Below are 26,102 nucleotides of genomic sequence, written 5' to 3'. Positions count from 1 at the left end.
TTATTAGTCAACGGTCTTCATAATGCTGTTGAACAGCACGTATCTGTTTTCAAATTGTTGATGGTGGCGAACATGTAAAGCCTGCAAATGCTGATTTTTAAACTCCTCAAATTTGCTTAACTCAGGCGTTTTGTATTGAATGCAAAACGTAGCCCCTTCATTAGGTGAGTCAATAATCTCAAGTATCTGGAATTCCGTAAAGCAAGCAGTTTGCATAGCAGCAGGTATATGCTCCTGCTTCATCCATTGCAGCCACTCGGTACTTGCGCCTGCATCAACCACAAAGGTTTCGTTATAAATAATCATTGTTAGCAAAAATATAAATTAAGAGGAGCTATCAGGTGTATCTCCGCGTAATATTCTGAAATGTTTACGGGCATCGCTTATCCAAATACTGCCGGGGTAATCTGTAATGATTTTTTGATAGTAAGATTTGGCCGTTTCCTTGTCCTGTAACTGCTCTTCGTAAATGGTAGCCAGCATATATACAGCATCATCAGCCCAAAGGTCATATTGATGGTCGGCTACAATTTTTTTTAACGGCACAATAGCTGCCTGATAGTTTTTTTGTTGAACAAATATGCGCGCCTTTGCCATTAGTAAATCATCAGCAAGTGCGTTACCCGGAAACTTTTTGTCAATGCTATCAAGCGTTATAACAGCCTTTTCCGGTTCTTCTTTAAATATCAATAAATCGGCCCGTGCGTACATCTTAAGTGCGTTTCCGGCGGTGTCAGTCACCAAATTATCACCTATTAGTAATGACAAATTCAGGGCATCGTTTGCTATAAGTTGTGATGTTGCAGCTTTCAATACTTTAAGCTGATTTTTGGCCCACTTAAAATCGCCGGTGTAATAGGATAGTTTAGCATTACGGTAGTTTGCTTCCTGAGCCATAGTACTTCCGGCAAAAGCTTTTTCAACCTGGCTGTAAATAAGTGTAGCTTCCCAGGGCTGGTTATTCATCAGGTATACGTCGGCTAAATCAAGCTTGCATGAAGCCAAAGTTTGCGGGCGTAACGCTGGTAGGGCAACTGCTTCTTCAAGAATTTTTTGAGCATCATTAAGCTTATGCAATTTAAAAGCTTGCAGGTTTGCCAGCTTTTGCATAGCAAATGCAGTCCCGGCATTTTTACCAAACTCAGCCAGCAGACTTGTGTAATCTTTTTCTAATTCCAACAAATCGGCCGGTGTGTACTTGCCCGATGTTATTCTTAAGCTTTTGGCGTTAACCAGTTCAATTTTTACGGGAATGTATAAATCGTTTCCACGGCTGTTTTTTGTAAGTAGATATTCATATCCCCTTATTGCGGTTTCATAAGCTCCGTTGGATACCAGTGTTTGACAAAGATCAAATATGTCGTTTCCTTTATCATTAGGCTGGCGGCGGTTCAGAGCCAGCGCCTGGTTAAGCGCCTGATCATATTGCTTCTGTTGTAAAAACTGCCAGGTAAGCAAACTGGTGAACACAATTTGTTGTGGATCTTTCTGAATACGCTTTAACAAAGCAGTACGCAGCATGTCATAATCAGCCTCGCCCTCGTACAATGTGGCAAGTGTGTTTTGAGCCTGATTAATGTAGATAGGATTTACAGACAACAAGTTCAGGTATTCATCAGTTAAGGCTGCTTTGTCGCGCTTTATACGGTAAAGGCTTATCAGCTCCATGCTAAACATCTGTGGGTTGCTGAGCATGGTACGCCCCTTCAACAAAATTTTCAAGGCTACATCAGTATTACCGGTTTGGTAAAATTGTGTGGCCAAACTGCTGATGGCTGCCTGGTTAGCGGGTAGGTTTTTAAGCAGAGTTTCATACACGGTAGAAGCCTTATCGGTTTGGCCCCAATCATTGTATATTTTGCCTAAAGCTATAGCATATTGCGGTTCATCGGGGTGTTTTCGAATTATCTTTTTAGCTAGGCTCTCGGCTTCGTCGTATTTTTTTAAGTTACTGAGCGTTTCAATATACAGGAAGAAATAGGTCTCATTATCCTGCCGGTACAAACGCTGGTAAACATCAGCGGCTTTTTGGTATTCACCATTTTGTGAATACTGCCTTGCCAGTTGCATATCGTTACTTTCCTGCGCCTGCAAGCAAATTGTTACAGCAAACAATGTAAAAATCAGGATAAGTAAACGCTTCATGTATGTCAAAAATAATAAATTGCAACCCAAGCCAATTATATATTTTACTAATAGTTTAGGTTTAATACTAACGGGTAAAATTGTGGTGACATTGTTACTCAGCTTAGTAAATTTATATAATTTAACCTGATTGGAAAAAGAACGCACAGAATTAAGATGCTGAACCGTTTAAAATATTTGATACTTATTGTTATTCTGCTGCCCGCTTTTTTTTCGTGCCAGGAAGAGGATCGCAGGCAGATACCTATAAGCGATTTTTTCAAAACACCTGATAAAAGCTTCCTTAAAATATCGCCCGATGGTAAGTATTTATCGTATTTGAAACCATATAAGGACAGGCAAAATTTGTTTATTCAGTCGCTCGAAGATGGCAAGGAGCGTATGGCAACATCATTTACTGATAATCCGGTGCGCGACTACTTCTGGACGTTCAATAACCAGTTGGTTTTTAGCCAGGATGTTACTGAAATGGATGAGGTGAAGATGTATGCGCTTGATGTAAACACCCTGCAGGTGCGTACCTTGTTAAGCCAAACCAAAACACGTATAAGGTTGCTTAACCGCAGCAGGCAAAACCCCGATGTGGTTACCATTATAATGAATAAGCGTAACCCGGCAACATTTGATGTATACCGGCTTAACGTTAAAACTAACGAGTTAACGCTATACATAACTAACCCGGGAAATATTACTGAGTGGTATACTGATAATAACGGCAAAATACTGTTGGCCAAAGCTTCAGACGGGGTTGATGAAACCATACTTTTCCGGAGTAATGAGCAGGCACAGTTCAAACCCATCATTAAAAACAATTTTAAAAATAAGGTTGATCCGGTTGCGTTTACAAATACAGGTAACACATTCTATGCCTTATCAAATGTAAACCGAGATAAGTCTGCCCTTGTTGAAATAAATGCCCTTACAGGCCGGGAACAAAAAGTGATTTATGCTACTGACAAGGCCGATATAATGGATGTTGGTTATTCGCGTAATAAAAGGCGCCTGGAGTACGCCGGCTGGGAAGATGCAAAGCCACATAAGCACTTTCTAAATACCGAAGCAGGCAATATGTTCAGTGATCTTAAAAAGAAACTGAGCAATGGTGCAGTTAAGTTTGTTGACCGTGATACCGCCGAAACTAAGTTTGTAATTACTACTTATACTGATCGTAACCCAGGAACCTCTTACCTGTACGAAAAAAGTACTGGTAAGTTAACCCAACTAAGTAACCTAAATACCAGTTTTAAGCCCGAAGAGCTGTGTGCTATGAAACCGGTAAGTTTTAAAGCGGGCGATGGTTTGCTTATAAACGGTTACTTAACGTTGCCTTTGGGTGATAAGGACAAAGACTTACCGGTTGTGGTTATGCCGCATGATGGCCCCTGGAATCGTAACAACTGGGGGTACAGCGCCGAGGTTCAGTTTTTGGCTAACCGTGGTTATGCCGTGTTTCAAATTAATTACCGAGGATCTACCGGCTACGGAAAAAAATTCATGAGTGCCGGTTTTAAACAGGTAGGCGGTAAAATTCAAAGTGATATAAATGATGGTGTTCAATGGCTCATAAAAGAAGGCATTGCCGACCCTAAAAAGATAGCTATAATGGGAGCACGGTTTGGCGGCTTCTCGGCATTGTACGGTATGTCGTTTCACCCTAAAACTTATAATTGCGCCATAGTTCAGTACGGGCTTATAAACTTCTTTAACTATTTGAAAGACGTTCCCCCGTTTTTAAAGCCCCGTTTACAAATGACCTATGAAATGGTTGGTAATCCCGAAACGGATGCTGATGTTTTCAGGGCTATTTCGCCGGTATTTCATGCCGATAAAATCAAGAGCCCGCTGCTTATTTTCCAGGGTGCTAAAGATCCGCGCGCAAACATCAGTGAGTTAAACCAATTTGTACGGGCGTTGCAAAAAAACAACGTTTCTGTTAAGTATGTGCTTAAAGATAACGAACGTAATTTTTTCAAGAGTGAGCACAACCGTATGGCCATGTATACTGATATTGAGAAATTCCTGAGTACTCATATGAAGGTTAAGCCTTAATGCTATGGCAGCCAAAGCACACCAGCATATTTACCAAAAAAACTTCTCGCTAATTGGGGCCTTTTTGGTGCTTATATCTATCATGGTGGTGGTAGCGCTTGTTATTGGCTATAACTTTACATCGCGCCTGGTTGAAAACGAATTCGCATCAAAAAAGCTTGATGTGCTTGAGCAAACTATAAAGCCATACAATAGCTTTTTTCAGAACCGCATCCCCGAAATAACATCCTATCAGGGCTTTCTTGATTCATCATCAGCTGCAAATTATGCACGGTCAGTATTTGACGATTTTCCGTTTGTGAAAACTATACGGTATGATGAAATAGCCATAGGCAGTAATCCGCAAAGTACTACCGGCAACTCAATGGGTATTACTGTAAAAGCAGTGTACGAATACAGGCAAGTAAATCAGCGTATACAGGGGCGCAGGCAATCAACAGGTGCGGCTGGTATAGACTTCGCCACCATGTCGGCTAAGTTTAACTATTTTCTTGTAAATGCAGATACCTCCCGGGTGCCCAATCAGGATGAAATTTACCGCACATTTTATGACGTTAAACCCAGTAAGATAAGCTACCTGAACATACCCCGCCGAGAGGAGATAAAGCAATATCGCGAACTGCAAAACGGAGGGCGAAAATCAGCAGTGTACAAGCAAAATATGATGACGTTTTTGCTTGATGTATATACCATAAAACTTAGAAATACGCACCCCGAGCTTTATCAGCATATATCAATTCAGCCAGTTGTTTATGACCCGCTTAGTACCGATAACAGCGAGATTAGAACAGAGGTAGCACTACCCGGGGCATTTTCTGATTACAAGTTATATTTCAGATCTGATAGATCACACCTTGATAATGAAATAAATAAGCACTTTATGCCTACCGCAGCCATTGTGTTATTGATTTATATTTTCCTGGTGCTTATTGGCTGGCTTATATACCGCAACCTAAATGTGAATCTTAAACTGTTTAAGCTGCAGTATGATTTCATAAATAACTTTACCCACGAGTTTAAAACTCCGGTTAGCGTTATTAAAATAGCCGGATCCAACCTGAAAGGCGAAGGGGAGCTTACCGAGCGGCAACGAAAGCATTACGGTAAAATTTTAGATGAGGAGGCAGATAAACTTAACGAGTTAATGAACAAACTGCTTTCGTTTACGCAAATTGAAAACCGGTCAATAAAGCTTAATAAAACGGAAGTCAATCTGGAAGAGTTTGTGCAGAAATACATTAACACCTTTAGTATAAAGTACCCTGATTTTAATTTGAAGTATCGTGTAGAAGGTGTTTATAATTTCTATACCGATCCGGTTTTGTTGGGCAGTATATTTCAAAATTTAATTGAGAACGCCTACAAGTACTCAAACCCTGGGCAAAAGGAACTGTTTATAAGCATTGGCTACGAAAAGCGTAACATTATTTTTTCGTTTGCTGATAAGGGTATTGGTATTCCAAAAAACGAGATTAGTAATATATTTAAAAAGTTTTACCGCATAGAAAACCAGTATAACCAAACCGGAAGCGTAGGCCTGGGTTTGGCTTTTTGTAAAGAACTGGCTAATTTTATGAACGGAGACCTGCAGGTAAAAAGTAAAGTAAACGAAGGTTCGGAGTTTATTGTAACCCTGCCTTATGAAAATTAAATCATGAACACAGAAATTAAGATAGCACTGGTTGAGGATGACGAGAATTTGCGCTTTTTAGTGGCCGAGCGTTTAGAGACTGAGGGTTACAAGGTACTCGAAGCAGCCAATGGTAACGATGCGGAACAAATGATAATGGAGGGTAATCCGGATATTGTGTTGTTAGACTGGATGCTGCCCGGTAAGCAAGGCTCAGAAGTTTGCACGGCCATACGTGAAAAAGGCTTTGATAAATTGGTAATTATGATGACCGCCAAGGCGCAAGACGTTGATAAAATTGAGGCTTATAATTTTGGCGTAAGCGATTATATTACCAAACCCTTCAACATGGATGTGCTGGTAGCTATGATTGATAATAAAATCAAGTTCTCTTTAAACAGTGAAAAATCAGAAGTTCACCGTTTTGCGGATATGGAGCATCATCCCAACACTCACCTGTTGGTAAAGGGCGGCCGCAAGGTTGAGTTAACTATTCTGGAAAATAGGATATTGCTTTACTTTTTAAAAAATAAAAACAAGGTAATTAACCGCGAAGAACTGATGATGGAGGTATGGGGATACAATGCAGATGTTAACACGCGCACGCTTGATATGCACATTGTTCGTCTCCGTAAAAAGATAGAAAACAACCCCGATTCGCCCCAATATTTGCAAACCGTACGAGGCGTGGGCTATAAATTTGCCTACGAGGCATAATTAAATTTCCAAATAGCAGCCACAGAATTCCTGGTGGCTGCTACTTAAATCTCTTAATACTTATACCTGTCGCCCCACAATGTACGCAGCTTTTCACGGGCTTCATTCTCGCGGGCATTTTGCCCTGGGTCGTATAACTTGGCTCCCTTAATAGCATCCGGCAAAAAGTCCTGATCGGTGAAGTTTCCTTCATAGCTGTGGGCGTATTTATATTCTTTACCATAACCAATATTTTTCATGAGCTTGGTTGGCGCATTGCGCAGGTGTAAGGGCACAGGCAGGTCGCCGGTTTGCCTCACTAAGTCCATAGCTGCGCCAATAGCCATGTAGCTGGCATTACTTTTTGCAGATGTTGCCAGGTAAACGGCGGTTTGCGAAAGGATGATACGCGCCTCGGGCATGCCAATTACATTTACTGCCTCAAAACAACTTTGCGCCAGTAGCAAAGCATTAGGGTTGGCATTGCCAATATCTTCGGAAGCCAGTATAAGCATGCGGCGGGCAATAAAAGATGGGTCTTCGCCACCTACCAGCATACGGGCCAGCCAATACACCGCACCATTAGGATCGCTGCCCCGCATAGATTTGATGAAGGCCGAAATTATATCATAATGCTGCTCGCCGGCCTTATCATACAGCGCCATGTTTTGCTGCACATTTTCGAGTACATTATCATTAGTAACAGTAATTTGAGGTGCATCGATGGCGTTTATAAGCAGCTCAAAAACATTAAGCAACTTACGTGCGTCACCGCCAGAAAGGCGTAGCAATGCCTCATGCTCTTCAATAATGATATTTTTATGCTTTAATACCTCGTCCTCCTTCATTGCCTTATTGAGCAAGGCCAACAAGTCATCTTCATGCAAATGCTGTAGTATGTAAACCTGGCATCGCGACAACAATGCTGAAATTACTTCAAACGAAGGGTTTTCGGTAGTTGCGCCAATGAGGGTAACAATACCTCGTTCCACAGCGCCCAGCAGTGAGTCTTGCTGCGATTTTGAGAAACGATGAATCTCATCTATAAACAAAACCGGTAACGTTTGTCCGCCTTGCTTAAGGAGTGCGGCTTTCTCAATTACCTCGCGCACGTCTTTTACTCCTGAGTTGATAGCGCTCAGAGAAAAGAACGGGCGGTTCAGGTTTTGTGAAATAATATAGGCTAGCGTAGTTTTACCCACACCCGGCGGCCCCCAAAACAGCATCGACGGTAAATTACCCGATTCGATTGCCTTGCGCAGTACCGCACCCTGACCAACCAAATGTTTCTGCCCAACATAATCGTCGAGGGTTTTAGGGCGCATACGTTCGGCCAATGGCGGTAAATTGTTCATAAATGCAAATTTCGAAATTGTTGTTATAAACAGCTAATCTATTTAACAGACCAGTAGTTATTACATTTTTTGTGATAGATAGAAAATAATAGATTTAGGTTAAGTTTGACGAATTCATTTGTAATTACCATCAATTTAAAACTAACTCTATGGGATATAAGATTGTATGCTTAAACTGTAGAAAAGCCTTTAGTAATAATAGGGGTTTTAATAATAACTTCGGCAAGTGCCAAGAATGCGGAGAAACGTTCGTATATTATAATCACAAATTTAGGCCGCCTAAACGTAACAATATCAAGGCATGGAGCGTGGTTAAATTTTTACAACAAAACGGGTTCATATATCAGCATGTAAATGATAAATATGTAAAAACAAGACAATACGGCTACTATACCTACACTGTATATCCCAAAAGCATGGCTGAAGCTAAAGAGTTTGTAATCAAGTTTACTAAATAATTGATTTTAGCTTATTCATAACTTTTTAACCTATTCTTTAACAACTGCATCTCTTGCTGCATTATGTCAATACGCTCTAACAAATGCGTTATAGCTTCAACACCTTCTGTGTTAATTCCTAAATCAGTATGTAGTCGTATCATGCGCTCTAACCGTGGTAGTTCATACACCGGAATGTAGCTAACCTGGTCAATTGTATTTAATTCAAGCAAACCTGCATCATGAAACGTGGTGATAACGGTATACTCAATACGGTGATAGGTACAAAAATCGTTTACGGGGGTTAACTGCTCTGTTGTCATATTATTTACGATTAGCCAGTTGCTTAAATAGTTCAATTTGCTCAGGGGTGAGGTTGGTAGGCAACTGTACATTGTAAGTAAGGTACATATCGCCAAAGTCGCCATCTTTTTTATAAACAGGCATGCCCTTGCCCTTTAGTTTAACCTGTGTGCCATTTTGCGTTTCGGGCTTTACTTTTACTTTAACCTGCCCGGTAAGCGTGTCGGCCGTAATTTCGCCACCTAATATTGCTGTATACAAATCAAGTGATACGGTAGCCAGCAAGTCGTTGCCGCGCCGTTTAAAACGTGCATCATCGGCAACCATAAAGGTGATGTATAAGTCGCCCGCCGGGGCTCCATTTACACCAGGGCTGCCGTGTCCTGTAATTTTTATGGTTTGTCCGTTTTCTACACCTGCCGGTATGGTTATGCGTATGTTTTTTCCATTTACCGTAAGCGTTTGCTTATGTGCTTGTGCGGCCTCCTGCAAGGTTAGTTGCAGTTGCGCATTAAAATCATGGCCGCGATAGCGTGCTTGTTGCCGCCTGCCGCCTCCAGCTGCGCCGCCAAACATCGATTGAAAGAATTCTGAAAAGTCGCCACCACCGTCGCCAAATTGCTCAAAGTTATAACCGCCCTGCTGTCCTCCGCCCTGGTAGCCACCATAAGAACCGCCCTGCTGCTGGCGTGCCTGCTCATAGGCATCAGCATGTTGCCAGTTTTCTCCATACTGGTCGTATTTCTTACGCTTTTCGGCATCGGTAAGTACTTCGTTAGCCTCATTTATCTCCTGAAACTTTTTATTGGCTTCAGTATCGTTCGGGTTAAGGTCGGGGTGATATTTACGGGCCAGCTTACGATAAGCATTTTTAATGTCCTTTTCGCTGGCAGTTTTTTCAACACCTAAAATTTTGTAATAATCAACAAAGGCCATGGCTTAAAAATTTATAATAAACTGTAGACTATAACATTTATTTTCCTGCAGTGGTTTGCCGCACCAAACATCATAAAAGGGATGCGAATAATTTTGGATACATTTTGATTGAAGAGACTTACTAAGCTTAAACCTTACAAAGCAGTGTAACATTTACTGTTAATTCACCGTATAAAACAGGGTTAAGTAAAAAGGAAAACGGATGGTCCTTACAACCATTACAATAGCTCAACTTAATTTTTAAGTTAACTAAAGTTTTTACTTAAATTACACTTCAATAGTACTTGGTTTGCTTATAAAACTTAATTTTGCTTATAGCTTAATTCATTAAACCCAACAAAGAATAGATGAGAGGAATTTTACTGGTTTTAGTTTTATGTACAACAGGTTTTACTGCTTCGGCACAGTGGTGGGCAGTAGGTCCTTTAAAAAAGCATGCGCGCTATGCGCAAATGGCTCAGGTGAAACAATACCTGCCAAAACTTGATGGTAAATTGAGCAAAGCCGCTGTTAACAGGGTGGCAATATCACAAACCATTTACAACATCACGCAAAATGAACGTACGGTAATGAAAACCGCTCAGCATCAAATGCGTTTTAGAGAGTATGCCGAGGCCAGCTATAGTTTTAACGAGCTTGCTAAAATTTACCTGCAGCAAAATAAGCTTTCAGAAGCTAAATGGTTTTTTTTGCAAAGCAATAACTTATCGCGCCAGCAAAGTAACGATCGCTTAACCATTGCCAACCTTATTGAGCTGGCATCTATCAAATCAACCATTGGCGATTTTGCCCTTGCCCAGCAAGACTTAGATGAAGCGCAAGACCTTGCCAGCACTCATCACTGGAATGATGATATTGTATCGGTAAAAAGGCATCAGGATAACTTACAGCGTACCAAACTTGCCGCAGTAAAAACCGATGCAGGTTTAGCCAGCGCCGGACAAAATACTTTATAATTTTTAAGCCTGTAGTGTTTAACAGAAAAACAATTTTTTTGCCCCACAATAAAATAATAAGCAGGTAAAAAAACATTGTGTCATAATATTGCATTTGTATATAAGAGACAGCTAAATTGCTGTCTCTTTTTTGTTTACTTTGGCAACTTGTATACTATAGGCACTAATATTGATGTTTTATAATTCAGGCACAGATTTAAAAAATATAAAGGAAATGTTTACAAAAATATATACGTTCCTGGTGTTGGGCGCAACGCTGGCTTGCCAGGCGTCAACGTCAGGGCCGGTAAAGGTTGACGGTTCAACTAATTTGGTACCCGATCAACAACAAAGTATCGTAGCTAAGGAGGTTGCCGGACTTATAAGCAGTTATAATTACAAGAAAGTTGCCCTTAATGATTCGCTTTCCAACCTTATATATACCCGCTATCTTAAATCGTTAGATCAAAATCATAACTACCTGCTGGCATCTGATATCAAAGACTTTGACCGCTTTAAAACGGTGTTTGACGATGACCTTAAAACGGGTAATTTGAACAATGCGTTCTACATATTTAACGTTTATCAAAAACGTTATCTGGAGCGCATTAATTACTCATTAGCACAGGTTGATAAATCATTTGATTATGGTAAAAGTGAGAGCTTTACTTATGACCGTGAAAAGCAGCTCTGGGTTGCTAACCAAGCTGAAATGAATAAGCTTTGGAGCCAGCGTGTGAAGTATGATTTGCTTAACCTTAAGCTGGCCACTGCCGATATGGGTAAAAACAAGGAAACCTTACGTAAGCGTTACCAAAGCCTCATATCGCAATCTAAAAAACTATCAAACCAAGACGTTTTTCAGATATTTATGGATGCCTTTACCGAGTCGGTAGATCCGCATACCAATTACTATAACCCTGCCAACGCGGCTAATTTCAATATTGAAATGTCACGCTCGTTAGAAGGTATAGGCGCAACGCTGGCCAGTGAAAACGAGTATGTGACCATTAAAAGTGTTGTAGCCGGTGGCCCTGCTGATAAAAGCCGTCAAATAAACATTGATGACCGTATTGTAGCCGTTGCACAAGGTAACCAGGGCAGTGAATATCAAGATGTAGTAGGCTGGCGCCTTGAAAACGCTATAGCACTTATACGCGGTAAAAAAGGCACAACGGTGCGTTTGAAAATATTGCCTAAAGGAGTTTCAACTTCGGCACAGCCACGCATTGTTGAAATGGTGCGGGAGAAAATCGTTTTGAAAGATCAGTTAGCCAAAAAAGAAATACGCACTTACAATTCAAACGGTAAAACTTTAAAAATCGGAATCATCAACGTTCCTGCATTTTATATTGATTTTAATGCTTACCGCGCAAAAGATCCGAACTATCAAAGTACCACTCGCGATGTAAAGTTGATACTTGATACCTTAAAACGTGAAAACGTTGATGGTGTAATACTCGATCTTCGTCAAAACGGAGGTGGGTCATTAATTGAAGCTATTGAACTTACCGGCTTATTTATCAAAAACGGACCGGTAGTACAAGTACGTGATACCCGTAACCGTATTGAGGTTGACGAAGATGAAGATCCAACTGTGACTTATGCAGGCCCGCTTGCGGTAATGACCGATCGTTTCAGCGCTTCGGCATCTGAGATTTTTGCAGGCGCTATTCAGGATTATGGCAGAGGTATCATTATAGGTACGCAAACCTATGGTAAAGGTACTGTACAAAGCGCTATTGAGTTAGATAAGGTAATTAACCCATCAATCAAAGAAATGCTTACGGCCATGACTAAAAAAGGAAGCGGTACAGGAGCAGAATCTAAATTCGGGCAGTTGAACTTAACAGTAGCCAAGTTCTATCGCATAAGCGGAAGTTCTACACAGCATAAAGGTGTTATGCCTGATATCAAATTCCCTTCGGTTATTCCGTTAGATAAGTATGGAGAAGATACCGAACCATCAGCTTTACCATTTGATGTAATTAACAAAAGTAATTATACCAAAGTAGGTGATTTGGGCACGGTAATACCTCAACTGAGCAAAATGCATGAAGACCGTATGGCAAAAAATGCAAACTATAAGTATTTGCTTGAAGATATTGCCGACTATAAAAAACGTCAAAACGAAACAAGCATAACGCTGAATGAGCAACAGTTAAAGCAACAGCGCGACAGTGAAGAGCAAAAAAACTTTGAGCGTAATAACTTGCGTCGTGCAGCATTGAATTTACCGCCATTAAAAAAAGGACAGGTTAGACCAAAGAATGAAGACCTTGACTTTTTGAAAATGGAGGCGGGGCAAATTTTAACTGATTACATTAGTATAAGTAAGGATAGCCGATTTACGAATAATCAGGCGCCTACGCAGCCTTAATAAAAGAGAAACTTGTAATTGATGAACGCCCGCCTGTCGGGCGTTTTTTTTGGCCAAATTTTATTCTGTGATGTTCGTGTGCTTTAATCTTGCCATTTGAGCCTTTATTTGCCTTTTGAATGGTGTAACTGAATTATTTTAAAATAAGTGAAAACAATCAAGCCAAAATCATGTTCCCAATCACCGTTCGATAAATATTTACAACAAAATAAAATTCTTTGTAACGTTTGTAGTATTTGTGTTGTCTTATGGGTATAAAAGCAAAAACAACAATTTAAATAACATCAATTTTAAACGATATGAAAACTTTAAAAACTCTTGTATTAGGTATAGCTTTATTAGCAACTGCTCAGTTTGTAAAAGCTGATGAAACCGTTAAAGCAGTAAAATCAACCAAAAATAATGCAGTTGACGCTTACGTAAGCGCCATGACAACAGGTCAGAGCACCGAACTTAATAACGTAATTGAAGAGAATGCCAAATTCAGTATCCTGCGTGGCAACAAAGTAATGAGCTTCAGCAAGTCAGCTATGTTACAGTTTGCTGCCGAAAACAAAGACGTGCGCCAGGACTGTAAAACTAACGTTGAAGAAGTTGAAGGCAACGAAGATATGAGCATTGTGAAAGTAGAAATGAACTATGGTAAATTTGTACGCACTAACTATGTAACCGTTGCTAATACCGGTGATGGCTGGAAAATTACCAACGTATATTCGGTAGTTAAATAAGAAGTTTTGTTCTCAATTATATAAAGCACCAAAGCCGCTCATTTGAGCGGCTTTGGTGCTTTATAGCGTTTCGTCATTCTGGTGGTATAGTAGAGTTAGAAAATATTTAGACGCATAGAAAATCAGTCATTTAAAAATGTCGTAGTTAAATACAGTCTTACTTATGATCTTAACTAGATTATACAGACAAATTAACAAACTTATTGATTTTGATGCCCAAATGTTAAAAGGTTGTTAAATGTGAAAATAGTTGGCAAACAAGTGTAACGTTTGCTGTTAAGCGGTTGTCTTATAGATAGAAAAGCAAACAAAAAACTTTATTCAACATTTAAAATCTCAACGATATGAAAACCTTAAAATCACTTGTATTAGGCTTAGCCTTAGTAATAGTTGCTAACATAGCAAAAGCCGACGAGCCCGTACCAGCAGTTAAATTAACTAAAAATTATGCTGTAGAAGCTTACGTAAATAGCGCCACTTTAGGTCAAAACACTGAGCTGGCATCAGTAATTGAAGATAACGCAAAGTTTAACATTTTACGCGGCAAGGCAGTTATGAGCTTTACCAAAGCCGATTTAATTAAACATGCCGACGAAAATAAAGATGTACGTCAGGATTGTGCTACCACAGTTAGTGAGGTTGAAAGCAATGATGATATGAGCATTGTAAAGGTTGATATGAAATATAGCAACTTTACCCGTACCAACTATGTTACCATTGCCAACACCGGCGATGGTTGGAAAATCACCAACGTATATTCTGTATTCAAATAAATAAGCCCTTCAACTTAATATATCATAAACACAAAAGGCTGCTCACAACTGAGCAGCCTTTTGTGTTTCATAACGTTTTTTATGGTTGATGCCTTGCCATTGTCCTGATGTCTTTAACGTCAAGCGTGTCATTGTTATAGCCGTAAGCAGCGGTGTTAATCATTCCCTCCCCAAGCTCGGTAAGGGTTCCTATAGATCCGGGCATGATGGGCCTTAACAACGGAAACATCCAGGTTATATACTTATAAAATCCGAGAGTATTTTTTAGCCCCGGGGTTGGTTTCATAAATGCCGGCCTAAAGTTGTATACCTGTTTAAACTGAAGCAGCTTAAGGTCATTTTCGGTTTTGCCCTTCACACGGCTCCAATTACTGCTGCCGTTGATGTTAGTGCCGGCACCTGATATATAACAAAGGGTCATATCAGCATTAAGGCGGCTAAGTGTTTGGGCAAAATGCATGGTAAGCTCATAAGTTATCTTGTAATAATCATCTTTACTTACACCAATTGATGAAATTCCAAGACAAAAAAAGCAGGCATTGTATCCAATTAGCTTGTCTTCTATTTTACTTAGGTCATGCATATTATCATGCAAAACTTCGGTTACTTTGTGATGTGTAATGCCGCTTGGTTTCCTGTTAACCAATAATATGCTTTCTACCAGGGGCGATTTCATGCACTCGTAAGCAACACCCTCGCCAACCATACCGGTGGCACCAGTAATTATTTCCCTTAATAATGGTATTGATTTGGAAGTCATCATTTAAATACTATTGCACGCTCACTTTGTTTCATCAGGATGCAATCAGCGAACTTTTTATACTGGTGTATGCTTTGTAATAAATGTCACTTATTAGTATGATTTGGGTCACCCATCTTACAATAACTAAAATCTAAAATTGCATCAATAAGTAAATGATACCATTAAGATTATGTTTAATACCAGTGAAAATGGTACAGTACTACTTAAATTTGTATCATCATGAAGCAGGATATACCGGTTTACGATATTTGTACATTATCTGAATTTAAGCAAGATGATATACTGATAAGCAGGTTTGCGCCTTATTTGCAAAGGCATCAAAACCTGCAAATGGCTCATAAGCACACCTTTTACCACCTCGTATTTTTTACACAAGGAGACGGTAGTCACACCATAGACTTTGAGCAATTTGACGTAAAACCCTATCAAATTTACTTTATGGTACCGGGCCAGGTGCATAGTTGGGCGTTTAAAGGTGATGTTGATGGCTACGTTATAAACTTTTCCGTTCCATTTTTCAACTCCTTCTTACTGAAGCCTGATTACCTGGAGCAGTTTTCTTTTTTTAACGGAAGTACCGCTAATGCTGTAATTGATTTACCACAGCAGGTGCACAAAGAAATCTTGGCTTTGTTTGAACAGTTGGTTACCGAAGGCGAAGCCCCTCAAAGACTTGGGCTTGATATGGTTAGGGCCTTGCTGCTGCAGGTTTTTATAAAGGTTGGCCGCCTGGGCTTTGAGCAACAGGGCGTAAACATAAATCCTTACAACTACACGCTGTTGCGCAACTTTCAAACGCTAATTGAAAAGTATTATAGAACATTGCGCTTACCTAAAGATTACGCCGCAATGCTATACATCACTCCAAACCACCTAAATGCGCTTTGTAAAGATGCTTTGAATTTATCGGCAGGGGAGGTGATACGTAACAGGATAACGCTTGAAGCAAAACGCTTGCTTATAAACCTGCAGTTAGGTATATCAGAAATTGCAGCTCAACTCAACTTTGAAGATAATTCAAACTTTACAAAATTTTTTAAAAAGCAAACAGGCCTCACTCCGGAGGTTTTCAGGAAAGAGGCACTTAAACATACACAACATGAAAACATTAAGCTTAGATAAAACAGCAATGGCAAATCCTTCTGAATTTAAAAGCGCCTTACAATGTAAGTGTCCAAAATGCCGTACCGGTAATATGTTTGCCGGCAAAGGCTATCATTTAGGAGGGCAAACAATGCGTGAAAACTGTCCGCATTGTGGTTTTCACTTTGAAATAGAGCCCGGGTATTTTTATGTGGCAATGTTTGTAAGCTACGCAATGAACGTTGCCGAAATGGTTACACTTGCCGTTGCTACTTACATTTTAACCGGCAATTTAGAGTCGCCATGGTTATATATTACCATATTGTTAGGCGTGGCGTTTGCACTGTGGCCTTTTAACTTCAGGTATTCAAGGGTGATTTTGCTTTACTGGTTAACACCTAACCTGCATTTCGATCCAACCCGTGCTGGTAAGGCTTAAGTTAAAACAAGCCAAACTTATCCATTGTCCAGTTGCTGAGGTACTCATAAATTGAAGGGGGTACCTCATGCGCAAGCTCAGGATAAACAAACAGTTTATATTTAACCTTTATGTTGTTGAGCATTGCTTGCACGTTTGCCGGAGGCGCAAGGTTATCAAGTAAACTCATACCAATAAGGGCAGGACACTTAAGTTTATCTGAAAAGTTTTTCAGGTCAAAGTAATTTAGGTTGTACAGTAATGTATTGAGCGCAATACCTCTTTTACGGCCATACTCGGTAAAGCTTTTCATCGGCCATTCCTTACTGCCAACAGATGCCCTATAATCACAAAACACTGGGTTGTTTGATGAGCAAAGCTTTACACGTTGATCTAAAGATGCAACTGCAATAGATAGATAGCCACCCATACTTGCTCCTGAAACCAGTATTTGAGTGGAATCAAGATCTTTACGGGTTTCTATAAAATCTATAGCACGCAGGCAATCCATTATGGCACCTCTAAATACGTATTTATTGCGGTTTTCAACATCAGTTGTCACGTAGCCTTCGGTAGTGGTGTGTATAACGTCTTTACTGTTTCCATGGCCGCGTACGTTAAATGATAGTACAGCCATTTGCGGCGAGCCATAAATGGGTTTTACACCTTCGCCACCATAGCCCGGCAATATCACCCAAACCGGAAACTTCTCCTTGGGCTTGCGGTCTTTAGGAAGCGTTAGCCAGCCTCGTACGGTAATGTTACCTATTGATTTCATTTCAACCAGGTAAACGTTGGTGTTCTTCTTATCAGAATCGGGCTGTGCGGTTACTTTATAGTTAGGGGCAATTTTGTTAAGCTCATCTTTTGCTTTATCCCAAAATGTATCAAAGTCGGCTGGCTTATTTCCGGCCGAGCTTATTTGCTGTGGGTTGATACCAATTACTCGTCTTATGGTATCATCATACTCATTAGTATTTAGCATAATGTTTACCTTATAAAAGCCTGCAGGCTGGGTTGGAATACTTAACTGATATTTTCCGCTGCTTTTTTTGTTTACCTTAACGCTGATGGAGCTGCTGCTTACTTCCTTATTATTGGGTGAAATAATTGTGTAGCTTAATCTGCCACTTTGATCTGTCCTCAAGTTGTTTTTTATTTCAACTTTATAGGCAATACGGTCGGTTCTTTTATAAATAGCTTCTTTTTTTGATGGTTTGGCATCCCATATAACTTCCTCTTCCTGTGCCGTAGCGTTAAGCGTATTACAGGTTATAAAAACTGCAGCGAGCACAGCGCACTTTAAAAACTTTAGTGTATCCGTAATCAGCATGTTATGGGTAGATTATTAAAATTTTTTAGACACAGAAAACGCAATATTGGTTCCCTTACCTGTATTACGGCCAAACAGGAACTGGTTTACGGTTGCAAAGAAAGATAAATCGCGGTTGAGCAAATAGCCGTAACTTAACGAAAGCTGGTGATAAGCAAAATCGCGGTTTTGAACAAAGTTTACATTAAACTCTTTGTTGGTACTTGATGATATAACGCCCGACAGGCCTGCGCTTAACTGATTATGTAAATCAATATTATAACCAATTACGCCATTATACCTGAACTGGGTGGGGCCGGTATCAGAGAAGTAAAAGCGTCCGCCGGTTTGAACAGTAAAGTAGTACTTTTTGCCCGCGCCGGACATCAGTACAGACAGGTCGGTGCCCGGAGCGCCAAGCCCTAGTGATTGCCTTGGGTATAGCGGCAAAATTGCCGTTGCCTGTAAAGCCAAATAGTATTTAAATTCAATATTTGTAAGATAGTAGCGTAAGCCGGCCTCAACATCACCAAAGCCATATTGTGATATCTTGAGCGAATCTTGTTTTATCTGATTCAAAACGTATGGAAGAGACGCTATGCCGGTAAACCTGCGCGATATGCCATACTCGGCATAAATACCAATGCTTTGCGAAGCAAAATAACCATTACCCGGGTAGCTGCGTGATTTACCTGTAGAATCCCAGGCACTGTTAGCCCTGAAGTAGCTTACAGAAACTGATGTAAGCAGCTTGCCTTTACGAACAGGCCAGCCCCCTGCCGAAGCTTGCTGCACAAGCGTAAACACTAATACTATAGTATAAACCAGCGTTAATGAGTGAGGTTTAAGGATGACTTTTTTTAACATTTGAATATGTAATATTCGCCCGGTATCAATTTTCATTGATGCCCCGAATGTGAGGCAAATTTTCGCAACGTTTATGGCATTAAAATTAAGCATTTGCCTGATTAATAAGGGCTGCAAGTGCCATTAATTAGGCGCCCGCAGTGATTCTTTAAGCCAAAGGAGCTGAAACATAAAATAATCCTGGTTCATTTCGTGTGCTTTATCAGGTGCCACTTTGTATTCTTTTTGCACATCCTTAGCTATTTTGTTGTACATGCCAAAGCTGCAACGCGGAGGGCAGTATTCATCAAGCAGGCCAACACCCATTAATACAGGGCAGCGTATAGAGCTAATGAAATTTTGAGGATCGTAATAATCCCAGATAGACAAAAACCGCTCGGGTGTGAAAGTGCGATGTGCCTTTATGTATTCCTGAAAGCGGTTTATAGGCCATGTCGTTTTAGGGAATGATAAACCTATTGAATATGCGTCGTGCATATCAGCATACAAAGGTAATTCAAAAGTACATGCAGTAACTCTTTTATCAAGCGCGGCTACCATAATCGCCAGTGTGGCACCTTGGCTGCCACCTAGTACTGCAACCCTGTTGGTGTTAAGGCTCATGTTACCGTGCGACATGATGAAATCAAGCCCCCTTATACAATCCATGTATACACCATGATATATATATAGTTCCTTATTATCAATGTTGGTGATGTTGAATCTTTCGGCTTCGGGCGCAACAATATCACGGCTCATGCCGTTGCCTCTAACGTCAATAGCAAACACGGCAAAGTCGGGCTTATCGGTTTCGGGGCGCATGGGTATGTTATAGCCCGGCAGTTTGTAAATCACAGGCCAGTTCTTTCCTTCGGTTGGTATAGTAAGCCAACCCCTTATCTTAGCATTATTCCATGAGCGCATTTCAACTTTGTAAGTGCGCACGTACTTATCTTTTGATTCTACCTCGGTAATCTTATAATCGGGGTTTATTTTAGCAAGCTGATTTTTTGATTTAGCCCAAAACTCTGCAAAGTCGCCTGGTTTGTGTAGTTCGGTATGTATATTCTCCGGGTCAACAGCTACTACCCGTTTAACCGTATCATCGTAATAACTTAAGTTGAAACTGAAGTGTACCCGGTAAATTCCTGCCTTTTGACCCGGGAAATGAACGTTGAAATTCTTTGATGCATTTTTGCCGAGCCTGACTTTGGTACTTCCCGACCAAACCTTCTTCCAGTCGTCGGTCATGATTTCGTAGCTCAGCTTACCGTCTTGACGTACGTTGTATGTGCTTTTAACTTTTAGCTTCCAGCCTATGTTATTGTTGCTGCCGTAAACAGCCGTTTTTTTTGATGGAATGGCATCAATACTTATTTCTCCTTTTGGGTCGTCGTCCTGCGCATTGGCTTTGTGGCCACCAATTAAGGTAAACAATATACTTAGTAATGTAATAGCTCTTAACATCTTGTTTGTAAGCCTTAAAATTTAAATACAGTAAATACAGTACCACCATAACCCTGTGGAGCGTTTTGGCCTGCGAATGTGTAAAAGGCATTACCAAAAACCGAAAACTTGTTGGTGAACTTATGGCCATAACTCACTCCGCCTTTTACGTAATAGCCGTTATATACCAGGTTGGGGTTAACGCTAATAAGGTTTTCATTGTTGCTGTAAGATTTTAGTCCGCCAACATCAAACGTAAGCTGGTTTTTCTTGCGATCATCTAACGCGGTGCCAATGGTTATTGAACCCAGTATTTGGTTAGGCCCTTTATCATCAAAGTAACGGCGGTAGCCGCCTTCAATGTTAAAATATGCTTTTGAAGATATCTCGCCGCTATACATCAGCTTGCCCTCGCCGCCTAATACGCCGTAGCCAAGTGTATTACCGGCACGCTCAACCGTATAAAGAGGAGCTATAACAGTGCCCTGCACCGATAAAAATCTTTTGTATTTAAAAGCGGCAATGTTGTAGCTAAACCCAAGGGTAGCATCGCCAAAACCAGTTGGGGTAGCTTGCGTTATACCCCCAAATTTGCTGCTTTGTAATGCGTAGGCTACGCTGGCCAATAAATCAAGCCTCCTGCTTATGCCCACACCACCGTACAATCCTATGGTTAAAGCGTTGAAAGATGTGCCTGCTGGGGTAATGACCTTCTTTCCGTTTTTGTCCCAATAGTTTTTTGAGCTGTAATAAGTAAGTGAAGGGGTAAAAATATGCCTGTATTTACCTATTGGCCAGCCGGCATACACGTATTGCGTGCTGCAATGCATTATAAAAGCTACTAACGTAAGCAGGTAAAGTTTCTTCATGTATGCTGGAGCAATAGTGTTTATTTAATCAGGGCCGATTCGTTTTCCTGGTTACGGGGTTTGTTCTTAATCAGGAAGTTTGATTTACGTATGTAATGGTTCATTGGCTCTTCAATGGTTTTAAAGAGCAGTATTGATAGCGCATTAAGCAGCACAAACTGGATGATTAAATTTATGATGTCATTTTCAAAAGGGGAGTGTTCCCAAGACATGCCGTGAGCGTCATAGTACTCAAATATCCAATCATTGGCCTTGTTAATCCAATCGTTCAGAAAATCGCGGATGTAACCCAAGTGTATGAGGTAAAATATGTAAGAGCTTTTACCTAACAACTCAACAAACTTAAATGACAGAATGGTTTTAAAAACGGTTGATTCGGTAAGTAAACCGTAAAAGAACATGGCAATACATGGCGGCAACAGGTAGTTATTGGTGATTATACCAAATGGGTTGTGCAAGCCGGCCATCCATCCTTTGGGTATAGCCAACTGTGACATTATGCCTACGCAAACCATCATCAGTAAAAAGCCAAGGTATGTGTACTTGATCTTGTTGGTTCGCTCTATGCCTTTGTTAAGCAGGATAAGCGCCAACTGTATGCCAACAAAAAACTCAAAACACCTGCCCAAAAATGTATAAATCATGGTGAAGGTGAAATTGCCGAAAAAGCCGTACCAGTTAACATTTCGGAAGATGACAACCAACAGTAATCCTGCGCCTGTTAACACAAGTGGTTGTGTATAAAACTGACGGTATTTTTTGTTGATTAAGAAAACGAAAGGGGCAGAAAAATAAAAGCATTCCTCAACGGTAAGCGACCAGCCCTGAGCAATGCCCGTGTCCCAAAGGTTAGCAAAAAAGCCCCTTACAAACGTTACGTGCATTAGCAGCAAGCCCGGAACAGATGGGAACCCTTTGGTAATTTTTTCGTCGTGCGTTACATAGTAATATACAAACGCTAAAACGGTAAGCAAGAAGTACATGGGGTAGATGCGAGCTACCCTGTTTTTGAGGTATTGCTTAAACCAATCTTTGGTTAAATGAAAATTATTATAATACCTGTAAGTAATTAAAAAGCCCGACAAAACAAAGAATATGGTAACGCCCATATGAAACTCCTGTAGAAATCTTTGCACAGCATGAGGAAAATTTCCATCAAATACATACTCAAAGTGAGAAATGAATACAAGATAGGCGGCCAGGGCTCGCACCCCGGTTAGGGCCGGAATGTAGCTTTGCAGGTTTTTTTGCGTCACAATAGTTATAATAAACTCAAACTTAACTATGTGTTTATTACAAAGCAAATACCAAAGCGGTATATTTTACAATGCAGAGCCTTGTATAACGCCACGCGCCAATATTGCGCTATCAATATAATGCTGGATTTCTGACTTTTTTAACTGCCAGTTAGGTGCAATAAGTAACTCCCTGTCTGACAAGCCAAATAACCTTTGTACAACAACATCAGCGCGTACCAACGGTAATAATTCGCATAAAAAGTCGGTATACTCGGGCAGGCTGAAGAGCTTAAACGGTTCGCGCTTGTATTTCACACCCATTACCGAGCCTTCAACAATATGCAGGTGATGGAATTTTACGAATTTAATTTGCGGATGGCGATTGATTTCATCAGCATATTTGAGCATCATCTCGTGCGATTCCCACGGGAAGCCGAAAATGGTGTGTACGCAAATATCAAGTTTGCTGTTTTCAACTAACTTAAGCGCATTAAGTAGGTCTTCATGCGAACAGCCGCGATTGATTTGGTTAAGGGTGTCATTATAAATTGATTCCATGCCCATTTCCAGATCAACATCAAAGCGGTCGGTATAGCTTTCGAGTAAGGCTATCTTTTCAGCATCAATACAATCAGGGCGGGTGCCAATTGAAAGTCCTACGGTATTTTCAGGATCAACACTTAATGCCTCATCATACATCATTTTTAAATAATGCGTAGGGGCGTAAGTATTAGTATTAGGCTGAAAGTAAATTATAAACTTATCGGCCTTGTTGCCATTACGGGCACGTTCAATACCCCTTACTACCTGCTCGCGCAAATTTGGGGTACTACGTGACACTGTTGGTGTAAACGAATCAACGTTGCAATAGGTGCAGCCTCCGTAGCCTTTGGAGCCATCGCGGTTTGGGCAGGTAAATCCACCATCAACTATAACCTTAAACACACGCTGGCCATCATATTTTTTACGCAGCCATGCGCCGTAATTGTTATATCCTTTAAATCCCTGCTTTACTGTGTCTTCGGCCAATTGCATATCGGTGCAAAGATACAGTTTTTGATTTCGGAATTGCTGTTTACCGTTTTGTAATTACAATTTGCCGACAACCTTGCGCATAAAAGTAACCACGTTAAACAAATAATGGCAACCGTTAAAGTTGCCATTATTTAAGGTCTATCTTTTTTCAACCCTGTCATAAAACCCGCCAAACGAGTTCATTTTTACAGCATCTTCTTTGAAGAAGTCGCCTGGAAAACCTAAAGGAATCTGGCTGGCTTCATCAAGCATTTGCATTTGCTGGGTAGTTAAACTAACCTCGGCTGCCTTTAGGTTTTGTTCAAGCTGTTCTAATTTGGTGGCACCTACAATGGGTATGCATGAAAAGTCCTGCTGCATCATCCAGGCCAAAGCTACGTGAGCAGGTTGTACATTAAGCTCATCTGCAATGTCCATCACTACGCGGGTTATACGTTCACTGTTTTCGTTACGGCGATTGCTTTCTGCTTTAACACGACCGTTTTCACCGCGCAGGTATTTGCCGGTTAGGGCGCCACCCGCAAGGGGAGCCCATGGGGTAACCGTCATACCAAAATGCTTGGCCATAGGTATCAGCTCGCGTTCGGGTGTGCGTTGTATAAGGCTGTATTCTACCTGTAAAGCAATAAACTGGCTCCAACCCATCAACTCGGCTAAGGTGTTACCTTTTGCAACTACCCACGCTGGCGTATCACTTATAGCGGCATAGTTAACTTTTCCCTGGCGTATAAGGTCATCAAGGCCGCGCAGTACTTCATCTATCGGTGTAATGTTGTCCCAAATGTGCAGGTAAAGTACATCTATATAATCGGTTTGCAGGCGCTTTAAACTTTCCTCAACACTGCGCATCATATTTTTACGGTTGTTGCCTGATGCGTTTACGTTGGTGATATTATCTTTTAAAGTATACTTAGTGGCCACCACAAACTGATGCCTGTCGTGAATGCTTAGGTACTCGCCAATAATCTTTTCACTGGTGCCCAGCTTATACATGTTAGCAGTATCCAGAAAGTTGCCGCCTGCCTCGGCATAAGCATCCATTATTTCAAAGCTGGTTTGTTTATCGGCTCCCCAACCGGCTTCGGTGCCAAAACCCATAGTGCCCAAGCACAGTTCAGAAACTTTAAGGCCCGAACGGCCAAGTAATTTGTAGTTCATAAACGGTAGATGCCTCTATAGGGAGGCATAACACAAAGTTAGTAAAAGCGCTTATTTACCAAAGTTATTGCGCCAAACAGGGTGGCTACCGTAAGGCAAACAATTAAAATTCTGGCTTGTAGGTTATATACCAGTAATAAACATTGCTTATGAAAATTGTACATACAACTGCACCTGTAAATGTTGAAGATTTAAAGTCTTTCCTTGAAAACGATTTGAATACGAAGTTTAAAGAGCACCGGCATCTTGATGTTGATTTGAAAGTTGTGTTGAGTGGTAATAGTCTTGATATATCTATCCCTGATTTATATGATGATTTCTTGTTCAGGATTGAGGCTGTAAATAACGATGAGTTGCACATCATCAAGTCGGAACATTATACTGATGATGTAAACGTGCTTACCATTGAAGAAATTATGAACAATCTTATGCTGGATTATCCGGGCAGGGATAATATCGATTACGTAGGTGAAAAGTCATAATATAAATCAAGCCCTCTTTTTGGGAGGGCTTGATTGTATAGAGAGTAATATTTTAAAGTGCTCTTTGGGTTGAATGGGTTTACCCATGAATCCAGCTGAACTTATATTCAATAGAAGGGTTTTTCATGCGTTCTGCAATGCGTAGTAAACGATTTGGCAGCGCAGTGATGTAGTCTCTGGCTTTTTCGCCTGCTTCGTTCAACTCGGTGCGGCTTTCAATTTGCCATTCGTCAATCAGGTCTTTCAATATATCAACGTAATCTACCGCGGTATAAACACCCAAACGTTGTGCAGCATCGGTAAAGTGGCCAAAAGTTTGACCAATTTTTAAACCAACCTCACGCAGGAAGTGGGCCGGCATTACGATTTTTTTGCGCATCATATCCTCAAATGCTATCATTGCCTCATTTGCATCTACATCAAATATTTTGTTAATGAAGTGCATATAAGCTTTAGCATGACGAGCTTCGTCTGCCGCAATAACGCCACACATTTTTGATAGCAACGTGTCACCATCCTTTTTTGCCAACGAAGCTACGCGGCGGTGTGATACGTTTGTAGCAAGCTCCTGAAAAGATGTGTAAATAAAGTTACGGTAAGGATCAGTACCGGTACCTATATCAAAGCCATCGGCAATAAGGTACTGGGTTGATACCTCCATAGCGCGCATGTTAACCCGGCCAGACAGGTACAGGTATTTGTTTAATAAATCACCATGGCGGTTTTCCTCCGCAGTCCAGTGGCGGGTCCAGGTCATCCAACCGTTATGTTCTGATTTATCAACTCCTTCAACCATGGTTAACCATGATTCGTAAGTAGGCAATGCTTCTTCGGTAATAGTATCACCAATAAGCACAGCAACCAAATCATAAGAAAGGCCTTTGGCGCTTTCCTGCAAATCTTTTATTTCTGAGAAAAATGTATCGCGGGTTGAGTCGGGCAATAGGTCAGACGGTTGCCAAATCTGGTCAATCGGCTTCAAAAAATCATGCATTTTTTCCAGCATGTATTTTTCAATATGCTTCATTACCTCGCGACGCTTCTCTACAAAAAATTCCATAATTTAATTTGGTGACAAATCTACT

Annotated in this window: 24 protein-coding genes; 10 read left to right on the top strand and 14 right to left on the bottom strand. The window is 40.7% G+C overall.

The features are described 5' to 3' along the window. Positions 1-3 precede the first annotated feature (3 nt). Together GO816_RS03835 and GO816_RS03830 are read right to left on the bottom strand one after the other, a co-directional pair. The gene (locus tag GO816_RS03835) at positions 4-306 is read right to left on the bottom strand and encodes a DUF4286 family protein (RefSeq protein ID WP_157540012.1); all 303 of its coding nucleotides are present in this window, start codon (positions 304-306) and stop codon (positions 4-6) included. An 18-nt stretch (positions 307-324) separates the two neighbouring features. Next, positions 325-2,145, bottom strand: a complete 1,821-nt coding sequence (locus tag GO816_RS03830; protein ID WP_157540011.1) for a tetratricopeptide repeat protein — start codon at positions 2,143-2,145, stop codon at positions 325-327. Between the two features lie 156 nt (positions 2,146-2,301). Between GO816_RS03830 and GO816_RS03825 the strand changes: the two genes are divergently transcribed. Genes GO816_RS03825 through GO816_RS03815 form a run of 3 tightly spaced genes read left to right on the top strand, consistent with a single transcriptional unit; the run spans position 2,302 to position 6,541 of the window. After that, positions 2,302-4,194: a S9 family peptidase gene (locus GO816_RS03825; RefSeq protein WP_157540010.1), complete on the top strand. Its 1,893-nt coding sequence runs from the start codon at positions 2,302-2,304 to the stop codon at positions 4,192-4,194. Positions 4,195-4,198: 4 nt separating this feature from the next. Further along, entirely contained in the window at positions 4,199-5,845 is a 1,647-nt protein-coding gene (locus GO816_RS03820) for a sensor histidine kinase (RefSeq protein ID WP_157540009.1), read from the top strand. A gap of 3 nt (positions 5,846-5,848) precedes the next feature. Then, positions 5,849-6,541 carry a response regulator transcription factor gene (locus tag GO816_RS03815; RefSeq protein WP_157540008.1) on the top strand — a complete coding sequence of 231 codons (693 nt, stop codon included), beginning with the start codon at positions 5,849-5,851 and terminating at the stop codon, positions 6,539-6,541. A gap of 53 nt (positions 6,542-6,594) precedes the next feature. On the opposite strand, the gene GO816_RS03810 is transcribed toward GO816_RS03815, so the two are convergent. The 3 genes from GO816_RS03810 to GO816_RS03800 form a co-directional block, all read right to left on the bottom strand. Beyond that, the gene (locus GO816_RS03810; protein WP_157540007.1) at positions 6,595-7,875 is read right to left on the bottom strand and encodes a replication-associated recombination protein A; all 1,281 of its coding nucleotides are present in this window, start codon (positions 7,873-7,875) and stop codon (positions 6,595-6,597) included. A gap of 469 nt (positions 7,876-8,344) precedes the next feature. Next, entirely contained in the window at positions 8,345-8,635 is a 291-nt protein-coding gene (locus tag GO816_RS03805) for a chaperone modulator CbpM (protein ID WP_198171408.1), read from the bottom strand. 1 nt (position 8,636) lies between these two features. Then, the gene (locus tag GO816_RS03800; RefSeq protein ID WP_157540005.1) at positions 8,637-9,551 is read right to left on the bottom strand and encodes a DnaJ C-terminal domain-containing protein; all 915 of its coding nucleotides are present in this window, start codon (positions 9,549-9,551) and stop codon (positions 8,637-8,639) included. A 347-nt stretch (positions 9,552-9,898) separates the two neighbouring features. Here GO816_RS03800 and GO816_RS03795 point away from each other — a divergent pair, with 347 nt between their 5' ends. The 4 genes from GO816_RS03795 (at position 9,899) to GO816_RS03780 (ending at position 14,367) form a co-directional block, all read left to right on the top strand. Beyond that, on the top strand, positions 9,899-10,507 hold the full coding sequence (locus tag GO816_RS03795; protein ID WP_157540004.1) for a hypothetical protein: 609 nt from the start codon (positions 9,899-9,901) through the stop codon (positions 10,505-10,507). A gap of 214 nt (positions 10,508-10,721) precedes the next feature. After that, positions 10,722-12,866: a carboxy terminal-processing peptidase gene (locus GO816_RS03790; RefSeq protein WP_157540003.1), complete on the top strand. Its 2,145-nt coding sequence runs from the start codon at positions 10,722-10,724 to the stop codon at positions 12,864-12,866. Between the two features lie 299 nt (positions 12,867-13,165). After that, positions 13,166-13,594 carry a nuclear transport factor 2 family protein gene (locus GO816_RS03785; protein WP_157540002.1) on the top strand — a complete coding sequence of 143 codons (429 nt, stop codon included), beginning with the start codon at positions 13,166-13,168 and terminating at the stop codon, positions 13,592-13,594. Positions 13,595-13,938: 344 nt separating this feature from the next. Beyond that, positions 13,939-14,367: a nuclear transport factor 2 family protein gene (locus GO816_RS03780; RefSeq protein ID WP_157540001.1), complete on the top strand. Its 429-nt coding sequence runs from the start codon at positions 13,939-13,941 to the stop codon at positions 14,365-14,367. A 79-nt stretch (positions 14,368-14,446) separates the two neighbouring features. On the opposite strand, the gene GO816_RS03775 is transcribed toward GO816_RS03780, so the two are convergent. Then, complete coding sequence (locus GO816_RS03775) at positions 14,447-15,130, bottom strand: Rossmann-fold NAD(P)-binding domain-containing protein (RefSeq protein WP_232336479.1); 684 nt, start codon at positions 15,128-15,130, stop codon at positions 14,447-14,449. A gap of 219 nt (positions 15,131-15,349) precedes the next feature. Here GO816_RS03775 and GO816_RS03770 point away from each other — a divergent pair, with 219 nt between their 5' ends. Both GO816_RS03770 and GO816_RS03765 read left to right on the top strand, forming a co-directional pair. Beyond that, positions 15,350-16,252, top strand: coding sequence for an AraC family transcriptional regulator (locus tag GO816_RS03770; protein WP_157540000.1), 903 nt, complete (start codon positions 15,350-15,352; stop codon positions 16,250-16,252). Then, positions 16,230-16,652: a DUF983 domain-containing protein gene (locus GO816_RS03765; protein WP_157539999.1), complete on the top strand. Its 423-nt coding sequence runs from the start codon at positions 16,230-16,232 to the stop codon at positions 16,650-16,652. Before GO816_RS03770 ends, GO816_RS03765 begins: the two co-directional genes overlap by 23 nt. Position 16,653: 1 nt before the next feature. Here GO816_RS03765 and GO816_RS03760 read toward each other — a convergent pair whose 3' ends face one another. The 7 genes from GO816_RS03760 to GO816_RS03730 all read right to left on the bottom strand — a co-directional run bounded on the left by GO816_RS03760 (position 16,654) and on the right by GO816_RS03730 (position 24,535). Then, positions 16,654-17,964, bottom strand: a complete 1,311-nt coding sequence (locus GO816_RS03760; protein ID WP_157539998.1) for an acetylxylan esterase — start codon at positions 17,962-17,964, stop codon at positions 16,654-16,656. A 15-nt stretch (positions 17,965-17,979) separates the two neighbouring features. Further along, positions 17,980-18,810 carry a hypothetical protein gene (locus tag GO816_RS03755; protein WP_157539997.1) on the bottom strand — a complete coding sequence of 277 codons (831 nt, stop codon included), beginning with the start codon at positions 18,808-18,810 and terminating at the stop codon, positions 17,980-17,982. 123 nt (positions 18,811-18,933) lie between these two features. Further along, positions 18,934-20,256, bottom strand: a complete 1,323-nt coding sequence (locus GO816_RS03750) for an acetylxylan esterase (protein ID WP_157539996.1) — start codon at positions 20,254-20,256, stop codon at positions 18,934-18,936. Positions 20,257-20,270: 14 nt separating this feature from the next. Further along, positions 20,271-21,104, bottom strand: coding sequence for a hypothetical protein (locus GO816_RS03745; protein ID WP_157539995.1), 834 nt, complete (start codon positions 21,102-21,104; stop codon positions 20,271-20,273). Positions 21,105-21,124: 20 nt separating this feature from the next. Then, a complete protein-coding gene (locus GO816_RS03740) occupies positions 21,125-22,360 on the bottom strand; it encodes an acyltransferase family protein (RefSeq protein ID WP_198171407.1) in 1,236 nt (411 codons plus the stop codon). A gap of 66 nt (positions 22,361-22,426) precedes the next feature. Then, entirely contained in the window at positions 22,427-23,377 is a 951-nt protein-coding gene (locus GO816_RS03735) for a TIGR01212 family radical SAM protein (protein WP_157539993.1), read from the bottom strand. A 138-nt stretch (positions 23,378-23,515) separates the two neighbouring features. Continuing rightward, positions 23,516-24,535 (bottom strand): aldo/keto reductase, encoded by a 1,020-nt coding sequence (locus tag GO816_RS03730; RefSeq protein ID WP_157539992.1) that lies wholly within the window; start codon positions 24,533-24,535, stop codon positions 23,516-23,518. Between the two features lie 149 nt (positions 24,536-24,684). Here GO816_RS03730 and GO816_RS03725 point away from each other — a divergent pair, with 149 nt between their 5' ends. Continuing rightward, positions 24,685-25,017, top strand: a complete 333-nt coding sequence (locus tag GO816_RS03725) for a hypothetical protein (RefSeq protein WP_157539991.1) — start codon at positions 24,685-24,687, stop codon at positions 25,015-25,017. Between the two features lie 79 nt (positions 25,018-25,096). Here GO816_RS03725 and GO816_RS03720 read toward each other — a convergent pair whose 3' ends face one another. Continuing rightward, positions 25,097-26,077, bottom strand: coding sequence for an acyl-ACP desaturase (locus GO816_RS03720; protein ID WP_157539990.1), 981 nt, complete (start codon positions 26,075-26,077; stop codon positions 25,097-25,099). Between the last annotated feature and the right edge of the window lie 25 nt (positions 26,078-26,102).

It is taken from the genome of Mucilaginibacter aquatilis (assembly GCF_009755275.1).
Lineage (GTDB): Bacteria > Bacteroidota > Bacteroidia > Sphingobacteriales > Sphingobacteriaceae > Mucilaginibacter > Mucilaginibacter aquatilis.
The sequence above is the reverse complement of the archived record's forward strand: the minus strand, read 5'-3'. Positions and strand labels throughout refer to the sequence as shown.

Bases quoted from the DNA above. Each gene is read 5' to 3' on its own strand.
- GO816_RS03835 (WP_157540012.1), bottom strand. From the start codon at position 306: ATGATTATTTATAACGAAACCTTTGTGGTTGATGCAGGCGCAAGTACC.
- GO816_RS03830 (WP_157540011.1), bottom strand. From the start codon at position 2,145: ATGAAGCGTTTACTTATCCTGATTTTTACATTGTTTGCTGTAACAATT.
- GO816_RS03825 (WP_157540010.1), top strand. From the start codon at position 2,302: ATGCTGAACCGTTTAAAATATTTGATACTTATTGTTATTCTGCTGCCC.
- GO816_RS03820 (WP_157540009.1), top strand. From the start codon at position 4,199: ATGGCAGCCAAAGCACACCAGCATATTTACCAAAAAAACTTCTCGCTA.
- GO816_RS03815 (WP_157540008.1), top strand. From the start codon at position 5,849: ATGAACACAGAAATTAAGATAGCACTGGTTGAGGATGACGAGAATTTG.
- GO816_RS03810 (WP_157540007.1), bottom strand. From the start codon at position 7,875: ATGAACAATTTACCGCCATTGGCCGAACGTATGCGCCCTAAAACCCTC.
- GO816_RS03805 (WP_198171408.1), bottom strand. From the start codon at position 8,635: ATGACAACAGAGCAGTTAACCCCCGTAAACGATTTTTGTACCTATCAC.
- GO816_RS03800 (WP_157540005.1), bottom strand. From the start codon at position 9,551: ATGGCCTTTGTTGATTATTACAAAATTTTAGGTGTTGAAAAAACTGCC.
- GO816_RS03795 (WP_157540004.1), top strand. From the start codon at position 9,899: ATGAGAGGAATTTTACTGGTTTTAGTTTTATGTACAACAGGTTTTACT.
- GO816_RS03790 (WP_157540003.1), top strand. From the start codon at position 10,722: ATGTTTACAAAAATATATACGTTCCTGGTGTTGGGCGCAACGCTGGCT.
- GO816_RS03785 (WP_157540002.1), top strand. From the start codon at position 13,166: ATGAAAACTTTAAAAACTCTTGTATTAGGTATAGCTTTATTAGCAACT.
- GO816_RS03780 (WP_157540001.1), top strand. From the start codon at position 13,939: ATGAAAACCTTAAAATCACTTGTATTAGGCTTAGCCTTAGTAATAGTT.
- GO816_RS03775 (WP_232336479.1), bottom strand. From the start codon at position 15,130: ATGATGACTTCCAAATCAATACCATTATTAAGGGAAATAATTACTGGT.
- GO816_RS03770 (WP_157540000.1), top strand. From the start codon at position 15,350: ATGAAGCAGGATATACCGGTTTACGATATTTGTACATTATCTGAATTT.
- GO816_RS03765 (WP_157539999.1), top strand. From the start codon at position 16,230: ATGAAAACATTAAGCTTAGATAAAACAGCAATGGCAAATCCTTCTGAA.
- GO816_RS03760 (WP_157539998.1), bottom strand. From the start codon at position 17,964: ATGCTGATTACGGATACACTAAAGTTTTTAAAGTGCGCTGTGCTCGCT.
- GO816_RS03755 (WP_157539997.1), bottom strand. From the start codon at position 18,810: ATGTTAAAAAAAGTCATCCTTAAACCTCACTCATTAACGCTGGTTTAT.
- GO816_RS03750 (WP_157539996.1), bottom strand. From the start codon at position 20,256: ATGTTAAGAGCTATTACATTACTAAGTATATTGTTTACCTTAATTGGT.
- GO816_RS03745 (WP_157539995.1), bottom strand. From the start codon at position 21,104: ATGAAGAAACTTTACCTGCTTACGTTAGTAGCTTTTATAATGCATTGC.
- GO816_RS03735 (WP_157539993.1), bottom strand. From the start codon at position 23,377: ATGCAATTGGCCGAAGACACAGTAAAGCAGGGATTTAAAGGATATAAC.
- GO816_RS03730 (WP_157539992.1), bottom strand. From the start codon at position 24,535: ATGAACTACAAATTACTTGGCCGTTCGGGCCTTAAAGTTTCTGAACTG.
- GO816_RS03725 (WP_157539991.1), top strand. From the start codon at position 24,685: ATGAAAATTGTACATACAACTGCACCTGTAAATGTTGAAGATTTAAAG.
- GO816_RS03720 (WP_157539990.1), bottom strand. From the start codon at position 26,077: ATGGAATTTTTTGTAGAGAAGCGTCGCGAGGTAATGAAGCATATTGAA.